This window comes from Fodinicurvata fenggangensis DSM 21160, assembly GCF_000686045.1.
In the GTDB taxonomy this organism is placed as follows: Bacteria; Pseudomonadota; Alphaproteobacteria; order Kiloniellales; family DSM-21159; genus Fodinicurvata; species Fodinicurvata fenggangensis.
Genome location: NZ_JMLV01000003.1, coordinates 340,108 through 356,976 on the forward strand (window position 1 = coordinate 340,108; position 16,869 = coordinate 356,976).

15 protein-coding genes are annotated in these 16,869 nt (G+C 63.6%); 1 reads left to right on the top strand and 14 read right to left on the bottom strand.

From position 1 onward, the window contains the following. Positions 1-12: 12 nt before the first annotated feature. The 14 genes from BP38_RS0107400 to BP38_RS0107465 all read right to left on the bottom strand — a co-directional run bounded on the left by BP38_RS0107400 (position 13) and on the right by BP38_RS0107465 (position 15,970). A complete protein-coding gene (locus BP38_RS0107400; protein WP_026987211.1) occupies positions 13-1,437 on the bottom strand; it encodes a hypothetical protein in 1,425 nt (474 codons plus the stop codon). A 4-nt stretch (positions 1,438-1,441) separates the two neighbouring features. Next, complete coding sequence (locus BP38_RS0107405; protein ID WP_035724080.1) at positions 1,442-2,224, bottom strand: MinD/ParA family protein; 783 nt, start codon at positions 2,222-2,224, stop codon at positions 1,442-1,444. Next, positions 2,221-3,198 (bottom strand): flagellar biosynthesis protein FlhF, encoded by a 978-nt coding sequence (locus BP38_RS0107410; protein WP_026987213.1) that lies wholly within the window; start codon positions 3,196-3,198, stop codon positions 2,221-2,223. Before BP38_RS0107410 ends, BP38_RS0107405 begins: the two co-directional genes overlap by 4 nt. Before the next feature lie 27 nt (positions 3,199-3,225). After that, positions 3,226-5,358, bottom strand: a complete 2,133-nt coding sequence (gene flhA / locus BP38_RS0107415; protein ID WP_026987214.1) for a flagellar biosynthesis protein FlhA — start codon at positions 5,356-5,358, stop codon at positions 3,226-3,228. 56 nt (positions 5,359-5,414) lie between these two features. Continuing rightward, positions 5,415-6,827 (bottom strand): sigma-54 interaction domain-containing protein, encoded by a 1,413-nt coding sequence (locus BP38_RS0107420; RefSeq protein WP_026987215.1) that lies wholly within the window; start codon positions 6,825-6,827, stop codon positions 5,415-5,417. 36 nt (positions 6,828-6,863) lie between these two features. Beyond that, a complete protein-coding gene (locus BP38_RS0107425) occupies positions 6,864-7,703 on the bottom strand; it encodes a motility protein A (protein ID WP_035724081.1) in 840 nt (279 codons plus the stop codon). 35 nt (positions 7,704-7,738) lie between these two features. Beyond that, positions 7,739-8,020 (bottom strand): flagellar motor switch protein FliN, encoded by a 282-nt coding sequence (fliN, locus tag BP38_RS0107430; protein WP_281174414.1) that lies wholly within the window; start codon positions 8,018-8,020, stop codon positions 7,739-7,741. Positions 8,021-8,098: 78 nt separating this feature from the next. Continuing rightward, positions 8,099-9,010: a FliH/SctL family protein gene (locus BP38_RS0107435; protein WP_026987218.1), complete on the bottom strand. Its 912-nt coding sequence runs from the start codon at positions 9,008-9,010 to the stop codon at positions 8,099-8,101. Positions 9,011-9,032: 22 nt separating this feature from the next. Next, positions 9,033-10,055 (bottom strand): flagellar motor switch protein FliG, encoded by a 1,023-nt coding sequence (gene fliG, locus BP38_RS0107440; RefSeq protein WP_026987219.1) that lies wholly within the window; start codon positions 10,053-10,055, stop codon positions 9,033-9,035. 46 nt (positions 10,056-10,101) lie between these two features. Continuing rightward, entirely contained in the window at positions 10,102-11,790 is a 1,689-nt protein-coding gene (gene fliF / locus BP38_RS0107445) for a flagellar basal-body MS-ring/collar protein FliF (RefSeq protein ID WP_026987220.1), read from the bottom strand. A 235-nt stretch (positions 11,791-12,025) separates the two neighbouring features. Next, positions 12,026-12,346, bottom strand: a complete 321-nt coding sequence (gene sciP / locus BP38_RS19545) for a CtrA inhibitor SciP (protein WP_051609089.1) — start codon at positions 12,344-12,346, stop codon at positions 12,026-12,028. Positions 12,347-12,464: 118 nt separating this feature from the next. Next, a complete protein-coding gene (locus tag BP38_RS19550; RefSeq protein ID WP_051609090.1) occupies positions 12,465-13,175 on the bottom strand; it encodes a flagellar hook assembly protein FlgD in 711 nt (236 codons plus the stop codon). Between the two features lie 14 nt (positions 13,176-13,189). Then, the gene (locus BP38_RS0107460; protein WP_026987221.1) at positions 13,190-15,199 is read right to left on the bottom strand and encodes a flagellar hook-length control protein FliK; all 2,010 of its coding nucleotides are present in this window, start codon (positions 15,197-15,199) and stop codon (positions 13,190-13,192) included. A gap of 345 nt (positions 15,200-15,544) precedes the next feature. Further along, positions 15,545-15,970, bottom strand: a complete 426-nt coding sequence (locus BP38_RS0107465) for a hypothetical protein (protein ID WP_155992273.1) — start codon at positions 15,968-15,970, stop codon at positions 15,545-15,547. Between the two features lie 290 nt (positions 15,971-16,260). Here BP38_RS0107465 and BP38_RS19555 point away from each other — a divergent pair. Further along, positions 16,261-16,869: flagellin (locus tag BP38_RS19555; RefSeq protein ID WP_051609091.1), on the top strand; the 609-nt coding region annotated here is incomplete at its 3' end.

Here is a 16,869-nt window from a genome sequence, read left to right on the forward strand (position 1 = left end):
TGAGCAGGTAATTCAGGCGGACAGGCCTTCGCCGGGCCCGTCGGCAGGAGGCGGCAGCGGGGCCCAGTCCCCGTCGGACTGGAAGCTGAGGCGACTTTCCAAACCACTGGACGCACCGGCGGCCCAAAGAACTTCTGCCAGGCTGTCCTGCAGGCTCTGGGGCAGCGGCTGCCGACTGCGCAGTACCAACTCGAAATTTCCGTGCGCCAGCAGGCCATCGAGTTGCAATGGACCCAATTTCGTGAAATCCAGATCCACGACGAAGCGGGTGGGGGCATCCTCCGCTTCGTCATCGGCTTGCCGGCCCTGATCCTGACGCAGATGCAGGCGCAGGAAATCCAGTCGCTGCTCGTGCTGTAGCGGTATCATGTAGAAGCGCCAGCCTTCGCTGTCCGTCCGGCCCGATAGCTGGCGCAGCCATTCCAGGTCCTGGCCCAGTCGTTCGCGCTGGTCAGGAGTTGCCTGCTGCGCATCCGGCAGTTGGCGCAACAGGGTGGACAGCCATGCGCTTGTCCGTTGCGGGTTGGAAAGTGCGGCCAGGAAACCGGCCAGACCGCCGGCCAGGCTGGGCCCGGGTGTCGGCAAGGCTACATCGTTGCGTGGGTGTGACCCCAGGCCGGGAAGCAGTTGTGCCAGGCCCGGCCAGTTGCCGAAGGTGATCGAGGGCAGGCCGCTGGCCACGGCAGGGTTGCCCTGACCTGTCAGGGCCAAGAGAAGCTGGGTCCCTGCCGGTAGGCGGGGCAGATCGTCCAGGCGCAACAGGCCGGCCTCGCTGCGCACCAGCGTCTGTCCGTTCGGCAGTTGTTCGGTCACCTGCCCGGTCAGAAGGCGCGCGGCGGAAGTAAACTCCCGGGGCAGGTTGCGCGCCATCTCCTCGGCGCCCTGGTCGGGCTGCAGGCGCAGGACACGGACCAGAAGCGCCGTGCCGGCAGGCGGCAAACTGCGCGCTGCTGCTGTGTCCTGGTTCAGGGCAACCACCTGGCCCGCAACAAGATGACCAATGTTCAGGCTGTCAGGCTGATTGGAGGCTGAATTTGGCAGGCTGGGGGAGGGGGGCGATTGTCCGGCGGATTGTCCCGTGGGCGAGCCCGCTGTTTGTGCTGCCTGGCTGGTTCCCGCCTGACTGGCTCCCGTACCGGCCTGCCGGTCGGCAAAGACCAGGACGGACAATTCCGTGCCGATGTGCCGGATCTGCAGGGTCACGCGGCTTCCGGGCGGCGGTACATGAGCGGCACGCAGGCTGAGTGTACCCTGTTCCGTGCGCACCTTCACTTCGCCGGGATTGTCAGAGGGCAGCACCACGCCTTTTAGGCTGTGCCCGACGGCAAGCTGCAGCATGCGCGGCGGTGGATTGGTGACCTGGGCCGGTGCGCCACCGGCGCCAAGGATGGCCGCGGGGCCCCCCGTTATGCGCCCGGTGCCGCCCAGGTCGCTCATGGTGCTAGTTGCTCAGTTTCCGCGCCAGGTCCATGACGTCCTGGGCGGCAGGGCTGTCGGGGTGGCGCTGCAGCAGGGGCATCTGGGCGCGGATGGACTCCCGGACCTTGGGGTCCCGGCGGATGATCCCGGCCAGCGGCGGCGTGATCTTCAGGAAGTTCTCGCAGGCCTTGCGCAGGGTGTTGTAGGTCCGTTCTCCGTCGCTGGTGGAATCGGCCATGTTGACCATAACCGAGATCTCGGTGGCTGCATTCTGCAGCTTGCTGAGCTTGATGAAGGCATAGGCGTCGGTCAGCGATGTGGGTTCGTCGGTGGTGACCACCAGGCAGCGCGCGGCCCGGCTTGCCAGGTAACGCACGGTCCGCTCCACACCGGCCCCCAGGTCCAGGATGACGCGGTCATACTGTGCTGCATGCTCACCCAGCCGGGAACAGAGCAACATCAGCTTGTCGGTGCTCAGCGTAGCCAGGTTGCCCGAACCGGACCGCCCGGCGATGACGTCGAAACCACCGGCCTCGTAATGGCTGACGGCCACATCCATGGCATAGCGCCCGGCCAGGAAGCCGCCCAGATCCTTTTCGGGTGACAGGCCGAGCTGAACGTCCACGTTGGCCAGGCCAAGGTCGCCGTCGAACAGCAGGGTCTTCTGCTGTTGGCGCGCGAAGGCATGCGACAGGGTCGAGGCAAACCAGGTCTTGCCCACACCGCCCTTGCCGGACGCAATGGCGATCATGTTCTTTCCGCTCTGCCGGGGTGCGGTCGCGGGATCGGTAACAACCTGCATCATGGTGCTGTTCCTGTCGAAAGATCTTGCAGATCGGCGTCCATTTCGGGCAGCAGGAGCCGAGCCAGGGAAAGGGGTGTAAGTGCACTCAGGCCGGTGCCGATGGAGGGGCTGATCCCGGCGCCCATCAGCGAGAGTTGTGCCGCGGCACAGGCGGCCAGAAGCCCACCGTAGCGGCGGGCCGTATCCAGGCGCGAGGCGATCAGGTAGCGCGCGCCGATGGCGGCGAAAGCCTGGGCGACCTCGGCATTCTCGAGCGCGTCGCCTCCGGCCGGCAGCACCAGGACCACCTCGGCACCGGCTGCCTCGCGCAGTTCCATCAGTTCATTGCATTCCATGTCGTCGAAGGGATTGACCCCGATACTGTCGATCAGGATGCCGTGCTCGGCCGGGCAGTCGGTCACGGCCTGCAAAAGGCTGTCGGGATCGCTGGCCTGGCGCAGCGGTGTCTTCAGCGCCTTGGCATAGGTTTCCACCTGTTCGCGTGCGCCGGCGCTTTCGTGGTCCAGGGTGATGATCGTGCTCTTGCGGCCGTTCAGCAGGCGCCGCGCACAGAGCTTGGCTGTGGTCGAGGTCTTGCCCGCGCCCGGCGGTCCCACCAGCATGTAGGTGCGCCCGCGGTTGCCGGACTCGCCCGGGAGCGTGGCAAAGCGCAGTGTCTCCTCGAAGGCGCCCGCCAGTGCCAGGTCCGGAGACAGGCCGGCCACGTCGCCAGCAGCGGCCAGGAAATGCTCCTGCAGGTCGTCTGGCAGGCGGTGGTAGGCAAAGGCTTCCTGGAAGTTTTGGGCCGTGCGCGCCGCAGCGCCCAGGCTGCTGGACAGGCGGTCATCGGGGTCGCTGTCCACAGCCGCCGTCACGCGCACCCGGCCATCCTTCAGCTCTTCGGTGGACAGGATCGCGGCGTCGGGGCCCAGCAGGTTGCGGACCTCTTCCATGGCTTCCGGCAGGCTGCCCGCTGTGAAGTTGCGCATTCGCATGATGTGGGCTTTCCCGCGTTGCGTCCGTTACAGCTGACCCAGGGTGCGGATCTTGGCCTTGGGGTGAATTTCGTTCTGCGACAGCACCGAGGTGGCCGGCCGCACGCGCTCGACGATCGAGCGCACATAGGGCCGCACTCTGGGCGAAGTCAACAGCGCCGGGGTCTCGCCCTGCATGGCGAAGCGCTCGAAGGTCTTGCGCATGTCGGCGATGAACTCCTGCAGTTGCGAGGGCGGCATGGAGAGCTGGCTTTCATCGTTGTCACCGGTCAGGGATTCGGCAAAGGCCTGTTCCCAATCGGGCGACAGGGTCACCAGCGGAATCACACCGTCGGGATTGGCGTTGTCGCTCGAGATCTGGCGGGCCAGACGGGCGCGCACATGTTCGGTAATGGCTGTGACCGCCCGGGTGTAGCCGGTGGCCTCGGAGATGCCCTCGAGGATGGCCGGCAGGTCGCGGATGGAGATGCGCTCGGCCAGCAGGTTCTGCAGCACGCGTTGGATGCCGCCCACCGAGATCTGCGCCGGCACCAGGTCCGAGACCAGTTTCTGATCGGGCAGGTCCAGGTTGTCCAGCAGCTTCTGGGTTTCGGCATGCGACAGCAGGTCCGAGGTGTTGTCCTTTATGATCTCGGTCATGTGCGTGGTGATTACCGTCTGGGGATCGACCACGGTATAGCCGCGGAACAGGGCCTCCTCACGCTGGCCCGGATCCACCCACATGGCCGGCAGCCCGAAGGTCGGCTCACGCGTTTCCTCGCCAGCCAAGGGGATGGATTCACCCTTGGGATCCATGATCAGCAGCATGTTGGGGCGCAGGTCGCCGCGGCCCACCTCGACCTCCTTCAGCTTGATCGTATAGGTGTTGGCGGGCAGCTGCAGGTTATCCTGGATGCGGACCGATGGCAGGATGAAACCCAGTTCCTGCGCCAGCTGCCGGCGCAGGGCCTTGATCTGTTCCGTCAGCTTGGAACCGCCCTCGTTGGACAACAGCGGCAGCAGGCCGTAGCCCAGTTCCAGGCGGATCTGGTCCATGGCCAAGCTGTTGCTGATGGGCTCCTCGGCCACCGGGACGTTGTCCGCGGCCTGGCTTTCCTCATCCACGGCCTGCTGGGCGATACGCTCCTGCTTGCGTGTGGTCATCCAGGCGGCCGTACCGGTCAGCGCGGACAGCAGCACGAAGGGCAGGAAGGGAATGCCGGGCAGCAGGGCCAGCGCCAGTGTCAGGAAAGAGGACAGCCCCAGGGCCTTGGGATATCCACTTAACTGGCCGAAGATCGCCTTGTCGGCACTTTCGGTCGAGGCGACCTTGGAAATCAGCAGACCGGCGGCTGTCGAGACGATCAGGGCCGGGATCTGTGTAACCAGGCCATCGCCCACGGTCAGTACGGTATAGCTTTCCGCTGCTTCCCCGAAGCTCAGATCCATCTGCGCCACGCCGATGATGATGCCGCCGATCACGTTGATGAAGGTGATCAGCAGGCCAGCAATGGCATCGCCGCGCACGAACTTTGCGGCACCGTCCATGGCGCCGAAGAAGTTGCTTTCGTTCTCCAGTTCCTTGCGGCGGTCGCGGGCCTGATTCTCGTCGATCAGGCCCGAGGAAAGGTCGGCGTCGATGGCCATCTGCTTGCCGGGCATGGCGTCCAGCGAGAAGCGGGCTGAAACCTCGGCAATACGGCCCGAACCCTTGGTGATCACCACGAAGTTCACGATGATCAGGATGGCAAAGACGATGATGCCGATTACGAAGTTGCCGCTCATCACGAAGTTGCCGAAGGCCTGGATGACCTGTCCGGCGGCGTCGGTGCCCTCGTGTCCGTGCGCCAGGATCAGGCGCGTGGATGCCAGGTTCAGCGACAGGCGCAGCATGGTGGCGATCAGCAGGACCGTTGGGAAGGACGAGAATTCCAGGGCCTTGCCGATGAACAGCGCGGTCATCAGGATCAGGACCGAATAGGTCATCGAGATCGCAAGAGAGATGTCCAGCATCCAGCTGGGCAGGGGCAGGATCAGCACCACCAGGATGCAGACCACTCCCATCGCCAGGGCAATCTCGCCACGGCGGACCGTGTCGTTGATGCGTTGCCACAGGCCGGCGGCATTGAAGCCGCCCGGCGGCTGTCCGCCTGTGCTCTTGGTCTCCGTGTTATCCGACACCTTGCGTGATCCCGTCCTGCCCGTTGCCCGTTATTGCGTTACTGTTCTGTGCCGTTTCAGAAAGAGGTTCGTGCTTCTGCGTCACGGGGCAGGGGAACCTGGATGCCATCCTCGTTGTACTGCTTCAGTTTGTTGCGCAGGGTCCGGATCGAAATGCCGAGAATGTTGGCGGCATGGGTCCGGTTGCCCAGGCAATGCTGCAGCGTGTCGATGATCAGGTCGCGTTCCACCTCGGCTACGGTCATGCCGACCAGTGTGGATGCGTCCTCCTGGCTGCCATTGTTGGCATTTGCCGCGGAAGCTGCGTTCTGGTGAGCAGAGTCGGCCTGTGGAGCAGGCGCTGTCGGCTGGCTGTCCCGCAGCTGGGTCGGTCCGCCGGTCAAGAGGATTGCATCCGGCGTGATAACGCCGTCGCTGGCCAGCAGGACCGCGCGATGCATGGTGTTTTCCAGTTCACGAACGTTGCCGCGCCAGCCGTGGTTCTTCAGCATGGCCACAGCCTCCTCGTTCATGGTGGGAAGGTCGACACCGTTGGCCTGGGCGTATTTCTGAACGAAGTGTTCGGACAGCGGCGCAATATCCTCCTGCCGGTCGCGCAGGGGGGGCAGTTCCAGGTTCACCACGTTCAGGCGGTAATAGAGGTCTTCGCGGAAATCACCCTTGCGCACGGCCTCTTCCATGTCGCGGTTCGAAGTCGCAAGCAGGCGTATATTCACCTTTACCGGCTGGGAGCTGCCCACACGGTCGATCTCGCGTTCCTGGATCGCGCGCAGCAGCTTGGCTTGCAGGCGCGGGTGCATCTCGGTCACCTCGTCCAGCAGAAGCGTGCCGTTGTTGGCCTCCTCGAACTTGCCAATGCGCCGGGCCACTGCGCCGGTGAAGGCGCCTTTCTCGTGTCCGAACAGCTCGCTTTCCAGCAGGTTCTCGGGGATGGCCGCGCAGTTGACGGAGACAAAGCTGTTGGCGGCACGCTTGGACTTGGAGTGGATGTAGCGCGCCATGACCTCCTTGCCGGTGCCGGATTCTCCGGTGATCAGCACGCTGGCCTCGGATCCGGCCACCTGGTCGGCCAGCTTCAGCGCCTTGGCCATGACGGGATCGCGGTAGATGAAACTGGTGGTCTCCTCGGTGACGGCGGCCAGAACGGCGGCAATCATTTCCGGGTCCGGCGGCAGCGGGACGAATTCCTTGGCGCCGGCCTTGATGGCGGCGGCGGCCTGCTGGGCCGAGGCCTTGATGCCGCAGGCCACGACGGTCACAGAGATGCGCTCCTGCTCCAGGGCGGCGACCAGGCGGCTGATGTCATGGGTGATGTCGACCATCACCAGATCGGCGCCCTTGCCGGCGCGCAGGCTGTCCAGCGCGCTTTCCACCGAATCCACCTGCGTCACCTTGGCTCCGCGGTCCAGGGCGATCTTCCCGGCCGTGGCGATATGCCCATTCATGGCACCGATGATTAACAGCCGCATTGTCTTGTCTCCGTTCTCTTTCAGTATCCGCCGGGCTCAGTCGAAGTAGCTGACGCGCTCGGAGGGGGGCAGGATGGAATTGAGAGCAACTTCCAGGCGCCGTGGGTTTTCCTGGCGTCCGATGGAAACCGTGCCCAGGGCATAGATCTGGTTGACCTGCGCCTCCACGTCGGCATTGCGTTCCAGCTTGCTGGCCAGTGGCGTGAAGACCATGTTGGCCAGCACGGCGCCGTAGAAGGTGGTCAGCAAGGCCACGGCCATGGCTGGTCCGATGGTGCTGGGATCCTCCAGCCGGCCCAGCATCTGGACCAGGCCGATCAGAGTGCCGATCAGGCCCATGGCCGGTGCGACTTCGCCGGCACGGCGCAGGATGCCTGCGGACTTCATGTGGCGGTTCATGGTGGCGTGCACCTCGCGCTCCAGGATGCGGGCAACATCGTCGGGGGGAATGCCGTCCACCACCAGGGAAACCGCTTTCTGCAGGAAGGGCTGGTTGCGCAGGTTCTGCAGGTGCTTCTGCAGTTCCAGGACGCTGCCCTGCTTGCGGGCCACGTCGGCCAGGCCCAGGATCTGGGTGGCCGCGTCCGAGGGTTGCTGCTGGCGGTAGATGATAGCGCGCATCATGATGCTCTGGGCGCGGATCACCTCGCGCACCGTATAGGATATGCTGGTCACCATGAAGGTGCCGCCCAGCACGATCAGCATGGCGGGGATGTCCACGAACGAGCCCAGCGAGCCGCCCAGGATCATCGCCGAGGTGATCAGGATGAAGCCGCCGGCCACACCCAGGATCGTGGCAAAATCCAGGGTCATGCCGCCCTCAATTGCTTTGGGCGGGGCTGCCGCGCCTTGTCCTGCCGCACTTGCGTTGGCCATTCATCCTGCTCCCGGACTGCGTTCTGCCTGAAGGCTCAGGACGAACGGTCAGACTTGATGATCTCTGTCATGGTTACGCCCAGGCGGTCTTCCATGACCACGACTTCGCCGCGAGCCACCAGGCGGTTGTTGACGTAGATCTCGATGGCTTCGCCCACCTTGCGGTCCAGCTCCACGACGGCGCCGCGGCCCAGTTTCAGCAACTGGCTGACCTGCATATTGGCCTTGCCGAGTACGGCCGAGACCTGGACCGGGATGTCATATACGGCCTCCAGATCCTGGGCACTGGCGGGAGCCTGGCGATGATCTTCCATCATCTGGTGCTCTTCGCCGGTATTCACCGCCTGCTCGTTGTCCATGTCCTCGAGATCGAAGTTCTCTTTCTGGGCCATCGTTCAGTTCCTTTCCTCTGCGAAGTCCTGCTCCGCATCCTGGGGGTGGCTGTCATCCTGGCTGTCGTCCGCGGGGGCCAGGGTCTCCCCGGTTGATGGAATATCCGCCTCTGCCGGTTGCGACCCGCTCTCGGGAGCGCCTTCCGCCGGCTGCGCCTCATTCTGTGCTGTATCGGTGACGTCTTCCTGTTCGCCGGTCGGGACGGGGCCAGCGTCGGTTTCGGGGGCAGCCTCGGTTTCCGGGGCCGGGGCGGCTTCCGCCTGCGGCACCAGGGTGTGCTCGATCAGCTTGCCGATCTCCTGCCAGGCGCGTTCGCTGTCGCGCTCGACACCGCCGTCGGCCCACTCGATCCGGATGTCGCCGGGGCGGACCTCCTGGTCGGCCAGCAGGACAGTCTTGCCCTCATAGCCGCTCTCGTCCTTGATCTGCTCCATCTGGCCGCGCAGGGCGTCAAGCTGGCTGTCATGCACCCGGATCACGACCCGTGGTTCCTCCATCAGGCGCGTCAGGCTGTCTTCCAGAAGACCGCGCACCTCCTGGTCGCCGTGGCGTTCCACCAGGCGCGGAAAGAGTTTCTGGATCACCAGGATGCCGGAACGCACGGCATCGGTGCGGGCGCGCTCCAACGACTGCTCGATCCGGGGCTCCAGGGCGCCAAGCTGACGGCTCAACTGCTCCAGTGTTTCCGTCAGGCGCTGTTCCTCTTCCCGGGCCTGTTCGGCCAAAGCCTGTTCCCGCCCGGCTTCCAGTCCGGCCTGATAGGCGTCCCGCCGGGCATCGGCCAGTTCCTCCTCGCTGTGCTGCGGCGGGGGCGGGACTTCTTCCTGTTCGACGACGTCCTCGACGGCCGGCGTCTCGGGCTGGGCCGGGGCGTCGAAGCTGTTATCGAACAGGAATTTGCGTACCGCTGTCATGGCTGTAATCCCCGGCCGGTTCTCAATAGACCAACTCGTCTTCGCCTTTGCTGTCGGCAATGACGATTTCACCCTTGGCGGCCAGGTCCTTGGCCGCCTGCACGATGTAAAGCTGGGCCTCGTCCACCTCGCGCAGGCGAACCGGCCCCATGGCCTGCATGTCCTCGCGCATGATCTTGGCCGCGCGTTCGGACATGTTTTCGAAGAACAGGTTGCGCACGCTTTCCGAGCCACCCTTCAGCGCGGTCGCCAGGCGGTCCTTCTCGATGCTGCGCAGCAAGGTCTGGATACCGCCGGAGTCCAGCTTGACCAGGTCCTCGAAGGTGAACATGAGCGAGCGGATCTTCTCGGCGGCTTCGCGGTTGCGCTCCTCCAGGGACGAGAGGAAACGGGTTTCCATGTTGCGGTCCAGGCAGTTGAAGATCTCTGCCATCATCTCGTGCGAATCACGTCGGCTGGCGCGCGCCAGGTTGGTCATGAACTCGTTGCGCAGCGTCTTTTCCACGTCCTCCAGAACTTCCTTCTGCACCGCTTCCATGCGCAGCATCCGCATGACGACTTCCATCGAGAAGGGTTCGGGCAGGTTGGCGAGCACGCGCGCGGCCTGTTCGGGCTTCACCTTGGACATCACCACGGCGACGGTCTGCGGGTATTCGTTCTTCAGGTAATTGGCCAGGACCTGCTCGTTCACGTTGCCCAGCTTGTCCCACATGGTGCGGCCGGCGGGACCACGGATATCCTCCATGATCGCGTCGACCTTTTCCTTGTCCATCACCTTGGACAACAGGCGCTCGGTACTCTCGAAGTTGCCCACCAGGGTGCTGGAGCCCGAAAGCTGTCCGGTGAATTCGTTGAAGACCTTCTCGACCACGGGGGCGCTGACCGTGCCCAGATTGGCCATGGTCTGCGAGACCTCGCGGATCTCGTCGTCCTCCATCAGCGAGAAGACCTTGGTTGCATGCTCCTCGCCCAGGGCGATCAGCAGCAGGGCAGCCTTCTCGGAACCGCTGAGTGTCGAAAAATCCTCGCGTATGCGCCTGGCCATATCTCCGTCCTCGTACCTTCTGCCCCGTTTCCCGGCGTTGCGTGCCCTAGCGTTCCTGGTAGACCCAGTTGCGGATGATCCCCAGGGTCTCCTGCGGATGCTTGTCCACCAGGTCGCTGACCTTGCGGATGGTCGAGGCTTTGATCTGGCCCTCCACCTGGCTCATGTTCATCATCATCTCGTCTTCTTCCTCGGACGACTGCTGGCTCGGCACCGGCAGGTTGCTGTCCGGGGGAGCGGCCAGCAGGTTCGGGTCCTGCATGCCGCCCGGTCCGGTCAGGGCGGCGTGCTGCTGTCCGCCAGCCAGGGCCGGTGTACCTTGCATGCCGCCGCCACTGCCGCCTTCGGGGGCGAGCAGGCGCATCACCAGTGGGCGCACGATCAGCAACAGGACCAGCACCGCGATTACGCCCAGCACCAGGACCTCAGCGATCTTCATCAGCTGGCCGCGTTCCATGCCCAGCAGGCTGTCGCTTTCCACACCGCCGGCCGGCATGACATCGGCAAAGGGCATGCTGGCGATCTCGAAGCTGTCGCCGCGTTCCGGGTCGAAGCCCACGGCCGAACGGGCAAGCGCCGCGAGTCGGTCCAGTTCTTCCTGGCTGCGCGCTTCGCTGACCGTTTCGCCGTCGGCATTGGTGGTCTGTACATCGTTGACCAGTACCGCGAGGGACAGGCGCTCCACATCGCCGCCTTCCTGCACGTGGGTGCGCGTCGTGCGGCTGATCTCGTAGTTGGTGGTTTCCTCGGTCCGGTTGGACATGCTGCTGGAGCCGGCCTGTTCCTGACCCCCCAGGTCCGCGTCCGGCAGATTGTTGCCGACGGTCACGGCATCCTCGCCGCCCTCGTTGTCCTGCATCTGCTCCTCGACCGTCTGGGTCGAGCGCACGACCTGCCCGTCCGGATCGTAAATTTCCGAGTTCTCGGTGATGCGGTCGTAGTTCATGTCGGCCGCCACTTCGACCCGCACGTTGCCAATGCCCACCGAGCGTTCCAGGAGCTGTTGCACCGATTGCGCCAGGCGGTTTTCCATGGACAGGCGGCGTTCCTCGGCCGAGTTGGCCAGGGCGCCCGCGCCGTCATCGTCGGTGGTGCTGGCCAGAAGGTTGCCCTTGCTGTCGATCACGGAAACGCTGCCCGCATCCATGCGCGGGATGGCCGATGCGACCAGCTGCTGGATCGAGCGGACCTGCTCCTTGCCCAGCCAGCCATTGCCCTCCAGCGCCAGGACGATGGAGGCCTTGGCCTCGTTGCGATCGCGGCTGAACAGCTCTCGCTGGGGCAGGACCAGGTGGACGCGCGCGCTGTCCACCTTGCCGATGGTCTGGATGGTCCGCGCCAGCTCGCCTTCCAGGGCGCGCACATGATTGATGTTCTGCACGAAGTTGCTGGTGCCCAGGCTTTCGCCCTCGTCGAAGATCTCATAGCCCATGGAACCGCCGTTGGGCAGGCCCTGCTCGGCCATGGCCAGGCGCATGCGGGCCACGTCGCTGGCGGGCACGCTGACGCTGCTGCCGTCGGCGCTCAGCTGATAGGGCACGCCCTGGGCGTCCAGCTCGCTGACGATCTGGCTGCTGTCCTGGGACTGCAGGTCGTTGTACAGCAGTTCCATGTCCGGCTGGGACATGCGCCCGATCAGGTAGACGAAGAATGCCAGCAGGGCCGCGGCAACGCCGCCCAGTACGGCCAGGCGGGCCGGCCCCAGTCGTTTCAAGGTGTCGAGAAAGGTGTTCACGCGCAGTTATCCCCTCTGCCATGGCACGGGTCTGCGCCCACCGGGCCGACCCTGTCACAAGGGCACGCTAGGCGGTTTGGGTAAACAGCAGGTTAACGCCAGGAAATTTTTGCCCACCGGGATGCTTCAGACGGCGTCTGTGCCTTTCACGCCAAGCCAAGACAATTCCACGAAAAAGGGCGGCCGCATCTGGCGACCGCCCCTGGTTCTTGTGGATCGTCCCGAAGCGGAACAATCAGGCTGGGTAGGGGACGGGGTCCTGTCCTACGCTCTCTTCTTCCTGTCGGCGATAGTCCTGGAGGCGTGTAATGCGCAGGCCGTACAGGCCATGTTCATCAATCAGTTTTTGCCAGGACATGAACTCCTCAAGGGTCAGCGTGTACATTTCGCAGGCTTCCTCAAGGGTGATCAGGCCGGCCCGCACGCCGGCCACCACCTCGGCCTTGCGCCGGATGACCCAGCGCTTGGTGTTCCGGGGAGGGAGGTCCTCGATGGTAAGCGGCTGGCCCAAGGGCCCGATGACGCTGGACGGCCTACCTGGTCGTTCTGACTGCATCCGGTTGTCCTCTTCTTCTTAATCCAGACGAGAAACGCAGCCTAGCTTCGGGGGTCTTTAAAATTTCCTAATGCGCCATTGGATTCTTTGAAGAATGACCGGTCTGGGTTGACGGGGATCATCCTTGCCCGGAGGGGGCACTGGGAATGTCGTGCACCTTCTTGATCAGGGACATGCCGATTTCCGCATCGCCGATCTTCAGGATGGCCTTGCCGTCCTGGGTCTCGATGCCGTCCACCCGGCCGATGGTCGAGGTGGTGGAGGGCACGGGCTGCTCGTCGCCGTCCTGGGCCATGATGGCATAGGAATAGGTGCCGGGCGGCAGCTGGTTGCCCCCGTTGTCCAGGCCATCCCAGACGAATTCGTGGCGTCCGGCCGAGGTATCCCCCTCGATGGTGCGCACGATGCGGCCGCTGGCGTCCTGGATTCGGATGTCCGCGCTTTCGGCCGACTTGCTCAGGTTATAGGCGCCGAGCGCCATGCCGTTATCAAGCTGCAGCTTGTCACCGTCGGCCTCCACATGCTTGCCGATCATGTTCACGGCCGCGCCCATCTGGTTATAGCCCTGCAGGTCGATCAGCTTTTCCAGGCTCTTGTTGGACGAGATCTGCTGTTCCACCCCGGCGAAGCCCACCAGTTGCTGGGTGAACTCCTCGGTTTTCATGGGCTCCAGGGGATCCTGGTTCTGCATCTGGGTGGTCAGCATCATCAGGAAGTTGTCGAAGGTCTCGTCCAGGTCCTCGCCGCCGAAGCGCGAGCCACTGGTCTCGTTGCCGCTGCCTTGACTGCCTTGCGCGGCCTGGCTGTTCATCAGGCTTGCGATATCCATGGTCTTCAGTTCCTTCAGACGCTCAGGTTGATCAGGCCGGCCTCCAGGCCGGGCCGGGATTCGTCATCGGCCGTGCCGGCCGAAATTTCTTCGCCGGGGGCGGACCCATTGGCCCCGTTGCTGGTGGCCCCGCCGCCCTGGCCCTGGTCAAAGGCCTGTTGCTGGCCGGCCGTGTCGCGGGCGTTGAAGTTCAGGCTTCCGCTGTCGGTCTTGACCCCGGCATCGCCCAGCGCGCGCTCGAGGGCACGGGCGTCACGCTGCAGCAGGTCCAGGGTTTCCGGCCGCTCGGCCGTAATCGAGGCACGCAGCAGGCCGTCCTGGCCAAAGTCCAGCTTCACGTCCACGCGGCCCAGCTCGGCCGGGTGAAGCTGGACCGAGATGCGGTCGTTGCCACCGGCCACGGCCTTGTGGATCTTCATGGCGATCTGGTCGGCCGCAGGGCCGCCCTGGGATTTCGCCGCCTGCTGTGCCTGTGCCGCAGCTTGTTGGGCCTGGGCCGAGGCGCGCAGCTGGTTCTCGAAGGACAGGGCGTTCAGACTGTCGGGCCCTCGGCTGCTGCTTGAAGCTGTCAGGGACTCCTCGCGCCCCTGCAGGCTGGCCAGCGCCTCGGCCAGGCGGTTGACGCCGCCGGTCTGTTCCGACAGGCGGGCCAGGTTGCGCTCCAGGGCCTGTGTGGCGGCCTCGTTCTGCAGGGCCTTGCCGGCCTGCCGCAGGCTTTCATAAAGTTCGGCGGCCTGTCTGTCCGACAGGCTCTGGTTCGCCTGTTGCCGCTGGGCAAGTTGTTCCTGCTGCTCGGCAGAAGCCGTCACGGCAGCCTGCCGGCTGGCCTGTTCGCCATCGCGTGCGGCGGCCTGGCCCCTGTCAGCTTTGACGGCCTCCTGGCTGTTGCCCTGGGTCTGCTGGGGGGTGGCGTCGTTCTGGGTGGCGCCGCCGTTCTGGGGGGCGGGCAGGGTGGAGTCATCGGCTGAACCGGCCGCCTGACCGCTGTGAAGCTGCCCCTGAAGGTCACCCTCCTGCGCGCCCTTGCCGTTGGAAGCCGCCTTCAAGCCTTGCAATAGGCTGTCCAGCTGCCGTCCCAGGTCGGCCAGCGCGTCATTCGCGGAGGGTGCGGCCTGTCCAACAGCGGTCTTTCCTGTGGTGGTGACCTGCGCTTCCGCAGCTGCCAGCAGGCTGGCCAAATCCAAGCTATCACCATTCTCGCCCAGAGAGTCTTGCAGGTCCGAAAGCTGAGCCTGCAGATCGCTCAGGAGTTCGTGACGCTTGCTGTCCTGTCCGGCCGCTTCCTTCAACTGCGCCACCGCGGCCTCCAGGCTGTCCAGCAGGTCCGACAGCGATGGGGCTGCTTCCTGGTCCTGTGCGCCCGCCGGGGACGCGCCCGTGCCTTCGAGCTGCTGCAACAAGCTGTCGAGCCTGTCCTGCAGCTTGGAGAGCGCATCAGCGCCCGTCTCGCTGTTGCCCGGGAATGGCTGCGCAGCCTGCGCCGGAGTCTCTTTCTGATTCAGGCGGGCCAGGGCCTTCTCGACGGCGGCCACTGCCTGTTCCTTGCCCTGGGTCTCGCCAAGCTGTGCCAGGGCATTCAGCAGGCCGCCGGGCGCATCTCCAGCGCTTTCCAATGCCCCACTTTCCAACGCGCCACTTTCCAGCCCACCTCTTTCCAGTCCTTGGGCCAACTCCACCAGGGCGCTGGCCAGGTCTTCGAGCGCGTCCTCAGACAGGACGCCATCCTTACCGATGATCGCTGTTTGCCCCTTGCCGGAACCGCCCTGACCGGACAGACCCGAAAGCGCCGAACGCAGGGCGTTCTGTAAGGCTTCCCCCTGCAGGGCCGTGCCGTTGCCGCCGCCCTCTGCGCCGTCACCCTTCAGGCTGGCCAACAGGGCCTGCGCCCCGCTCTTGCCGGCGTTGCCTTCGGAATTGCCTTGCATCAGGGCCAGAAACCCGCTCGGGCCGCCGCTCTTCTGCTCTGTCTTGCCGCCCACCTGGCCCAAAAGACCCTGGAGCGCCGAGGATGCTTCACTGATCACGTTCGTACCGCCTTCATGCTGTCATCACGACGTGTATTTCTGTCGAGGAGCAGAATGCAAGCGGCGGGCCAGTTTTAGTGGTTTGGGTATAAGGTTATGTAATTCAAGGAAAATATGTTGTGTAGGAGCGTGTGGGAGGCGGCATTGTTATCTTGTGGCTCAGCACCCCGGCAGGATTTACCGCTGACACTGTCCAGGTCTTGCCGCCAGCCACCCCTTGGGCGTCACTTTAGTCTGTTCTGATTTTTCATAGGATGCTTGAGGCGGGTCGGGGGCCGGCCTGAAATCTGTAACGGTGACAGAAGAGCAGGCGTGGTCTCGCAGGATCCACAGCGTTAAAACCCTTCAAGCGACCAGGGAGACCTCGCGGGTAGCATGGCCTGGGTCGACATCGGGGCCGCCGTTGACAGCGGGGGCACTGGCCCCTCCGGCCTCACTGCCGAGATCCAGGCCGCCGGCCTGATCAAAACCCACATCCTCGGGTATCGTCATTTCTGGTAAAGCATCCTTCTGCTCTTCCAGGGCTTTACGATAGGCTTCGACCTGTTTTTCACTCGGGTACTGCTGTTCAATCTCGCCCGAAGCCGGATCGACAATCTGGAACAACACGACCTTTGCCTTCATGTCGTATTGAAGCACGGGGTTGATTTGAAGCGGCGCTTCCTTGTGTTCCTTTGCTGGAACAGGCTCTTGCTTAAAGACTTGAGCCATGGAGCGCGGATTCGACGCTTGACCCAGCACGGGTGCAGTCTCTCCGTTTGAAACGCTCATGGTTGCCATCATCGCTGTTCAGCGCCTTTGTCGCAAACACTAAGAACAGAATCTTAATTTATGTATTTTAAAGCACAATGATTGTGTAAATCAAGTAACTTTTGCAACCTGCTCTAATTTGTACATATGCCACCCTTGAAGAAGAGGCTTTTCAGTTCTGTTGCATGGCATCAAACAAACAAGATCTGGGAAGGCATAGGCTGTTAGGAAGTTGTTAAGACCTGATGCTGATAATCGCCACTGTCGCCTGAAGGCGGCTTTCATTCACTCCAATATCAGGAGCTTTAAAAATGGCGAACTCTATCAACACCAATGTCGGCGCCATGGTGGCGCTGAACAATCTCAACAAAGTCTCCTCCGAGATGGAGACCATTCAGAACCGCATCAGTACGGGCCTGCGTGTCTCGCGTGCCCAGGACGATGGTGCTGTCTTCGCGGTAGCCCAGGGACTGAGGTCGGACATTGGCTCTCTTTCTTCTGTCAACGAACAGCTTGGTGGTGCCAAGGGCCTTGTTGATACCAGTCTCACTTCCTTGACCAATGTTTCGGACACCATGGGTGAGATGAAGAACATTCTGGTCAAGCTTGCCGACGAGAATGTTACAGGCGATACGCGCACCCAGTACGAAGAGCAGTACAAGAGTCTGGCTGCCAACGTGAACGGCTTCATCGAAGATTCTCGCTATAACGGGAAATCTCTCATTGATGATGGGAGCGCGGCCGTTCATGGCAGCGTTTCCGTGATCCGGAATGAGCAAGGTGAAAACTATACAGTGGGCAGCTTTGACGCTGATAACAGTGTTTTTGCACTGATTAGCGGCGGTAATCTTGGAACGGATGCGGCGAGTGCGGCTGCTCTTCTGAATGGTGGCTTTGCTTCGGCTGAGTCGCGTGTGGGA

Bases quoted from the DNA above. Each gene is read 5' to 3' on its own strand.
- BP38_RS0107435 (WP_026987218.1), bottom strand. From the start codon at position 9,010: ATGACAGCGGTACGCAAATTCCTGTTCGATAACAGCTTCGACGCCCCG.
- sciP (WP_051609089.1), bottom strand. From the start codon at position 12,346: ATGCAGTCAGAACGACCAGGTAGGCCGTCCAGCGTCATCGGGCCCTTG.
- BP38_RS0107405 (WP_035724080.1), bottom strand. From the start codon at position 2,224: ATGATGCAGGTTGTTACCGATCCCGCGACCGCACCCCGGCAGAGCGGA.
- BP38_RS19550 (WP_051609090.1), bottom strand. From the start codon at position 13,175: ATGGATATCGCAAGCCTGATGAACAGCCAGGCCGCGCAAGGCAGTCAA.
- fliN (WP_281174414.1), bottom strand. From the start codon at position 8,020: ATGATGGAAGATCATCGCCAGGCTCCCGCCAGTGCCCAGGATCTGGAG.
- BP38_RS0107425 (WP_035724081.1), bottom strand. From the start codon at position 7,703: ATGGCCAACGCAAGTGCGGCAGGACAAGGCGCGGCAGCCCCGCCCAAA.
- fliG (WP_026987219.1), bottom strand. From the start codon at position 10,055: ATGGCCAGGCGCATACGCGAGGATTTTTCGACACTCAGCGGTTCCGAG.
- BP38_RS0107420 (WP_026987215.1), bottom strand. From the start codon at position 6,827: ATGCGGCTGTTAATCATCGGTGCCATGAATGGGCATATCGCCACGGCC.
- BP38_RS0107465 (WP_155992273.1), bottom strand. From the start codon at position 15,970: ATGAGCGTTTCAAACGGAGAGACTGCACCCGTGCTGGGTCAAGCGTCG.
- BP38_RS0107410 (WP_026987213.1), bottom strand. From the start codon at position 3,198: ATGCGAATGCGCAACTTCACAGCGGGCAGCCTGCCGGAAGCCATGGAA.
- BP38_RS0107400 (WP_026987211.1), bottom strand. From the start codon at position 1,437: ATGAGCGACCTGGGCGGCACCGGGCGCATAACGGGGGGCCCCGCGGCC.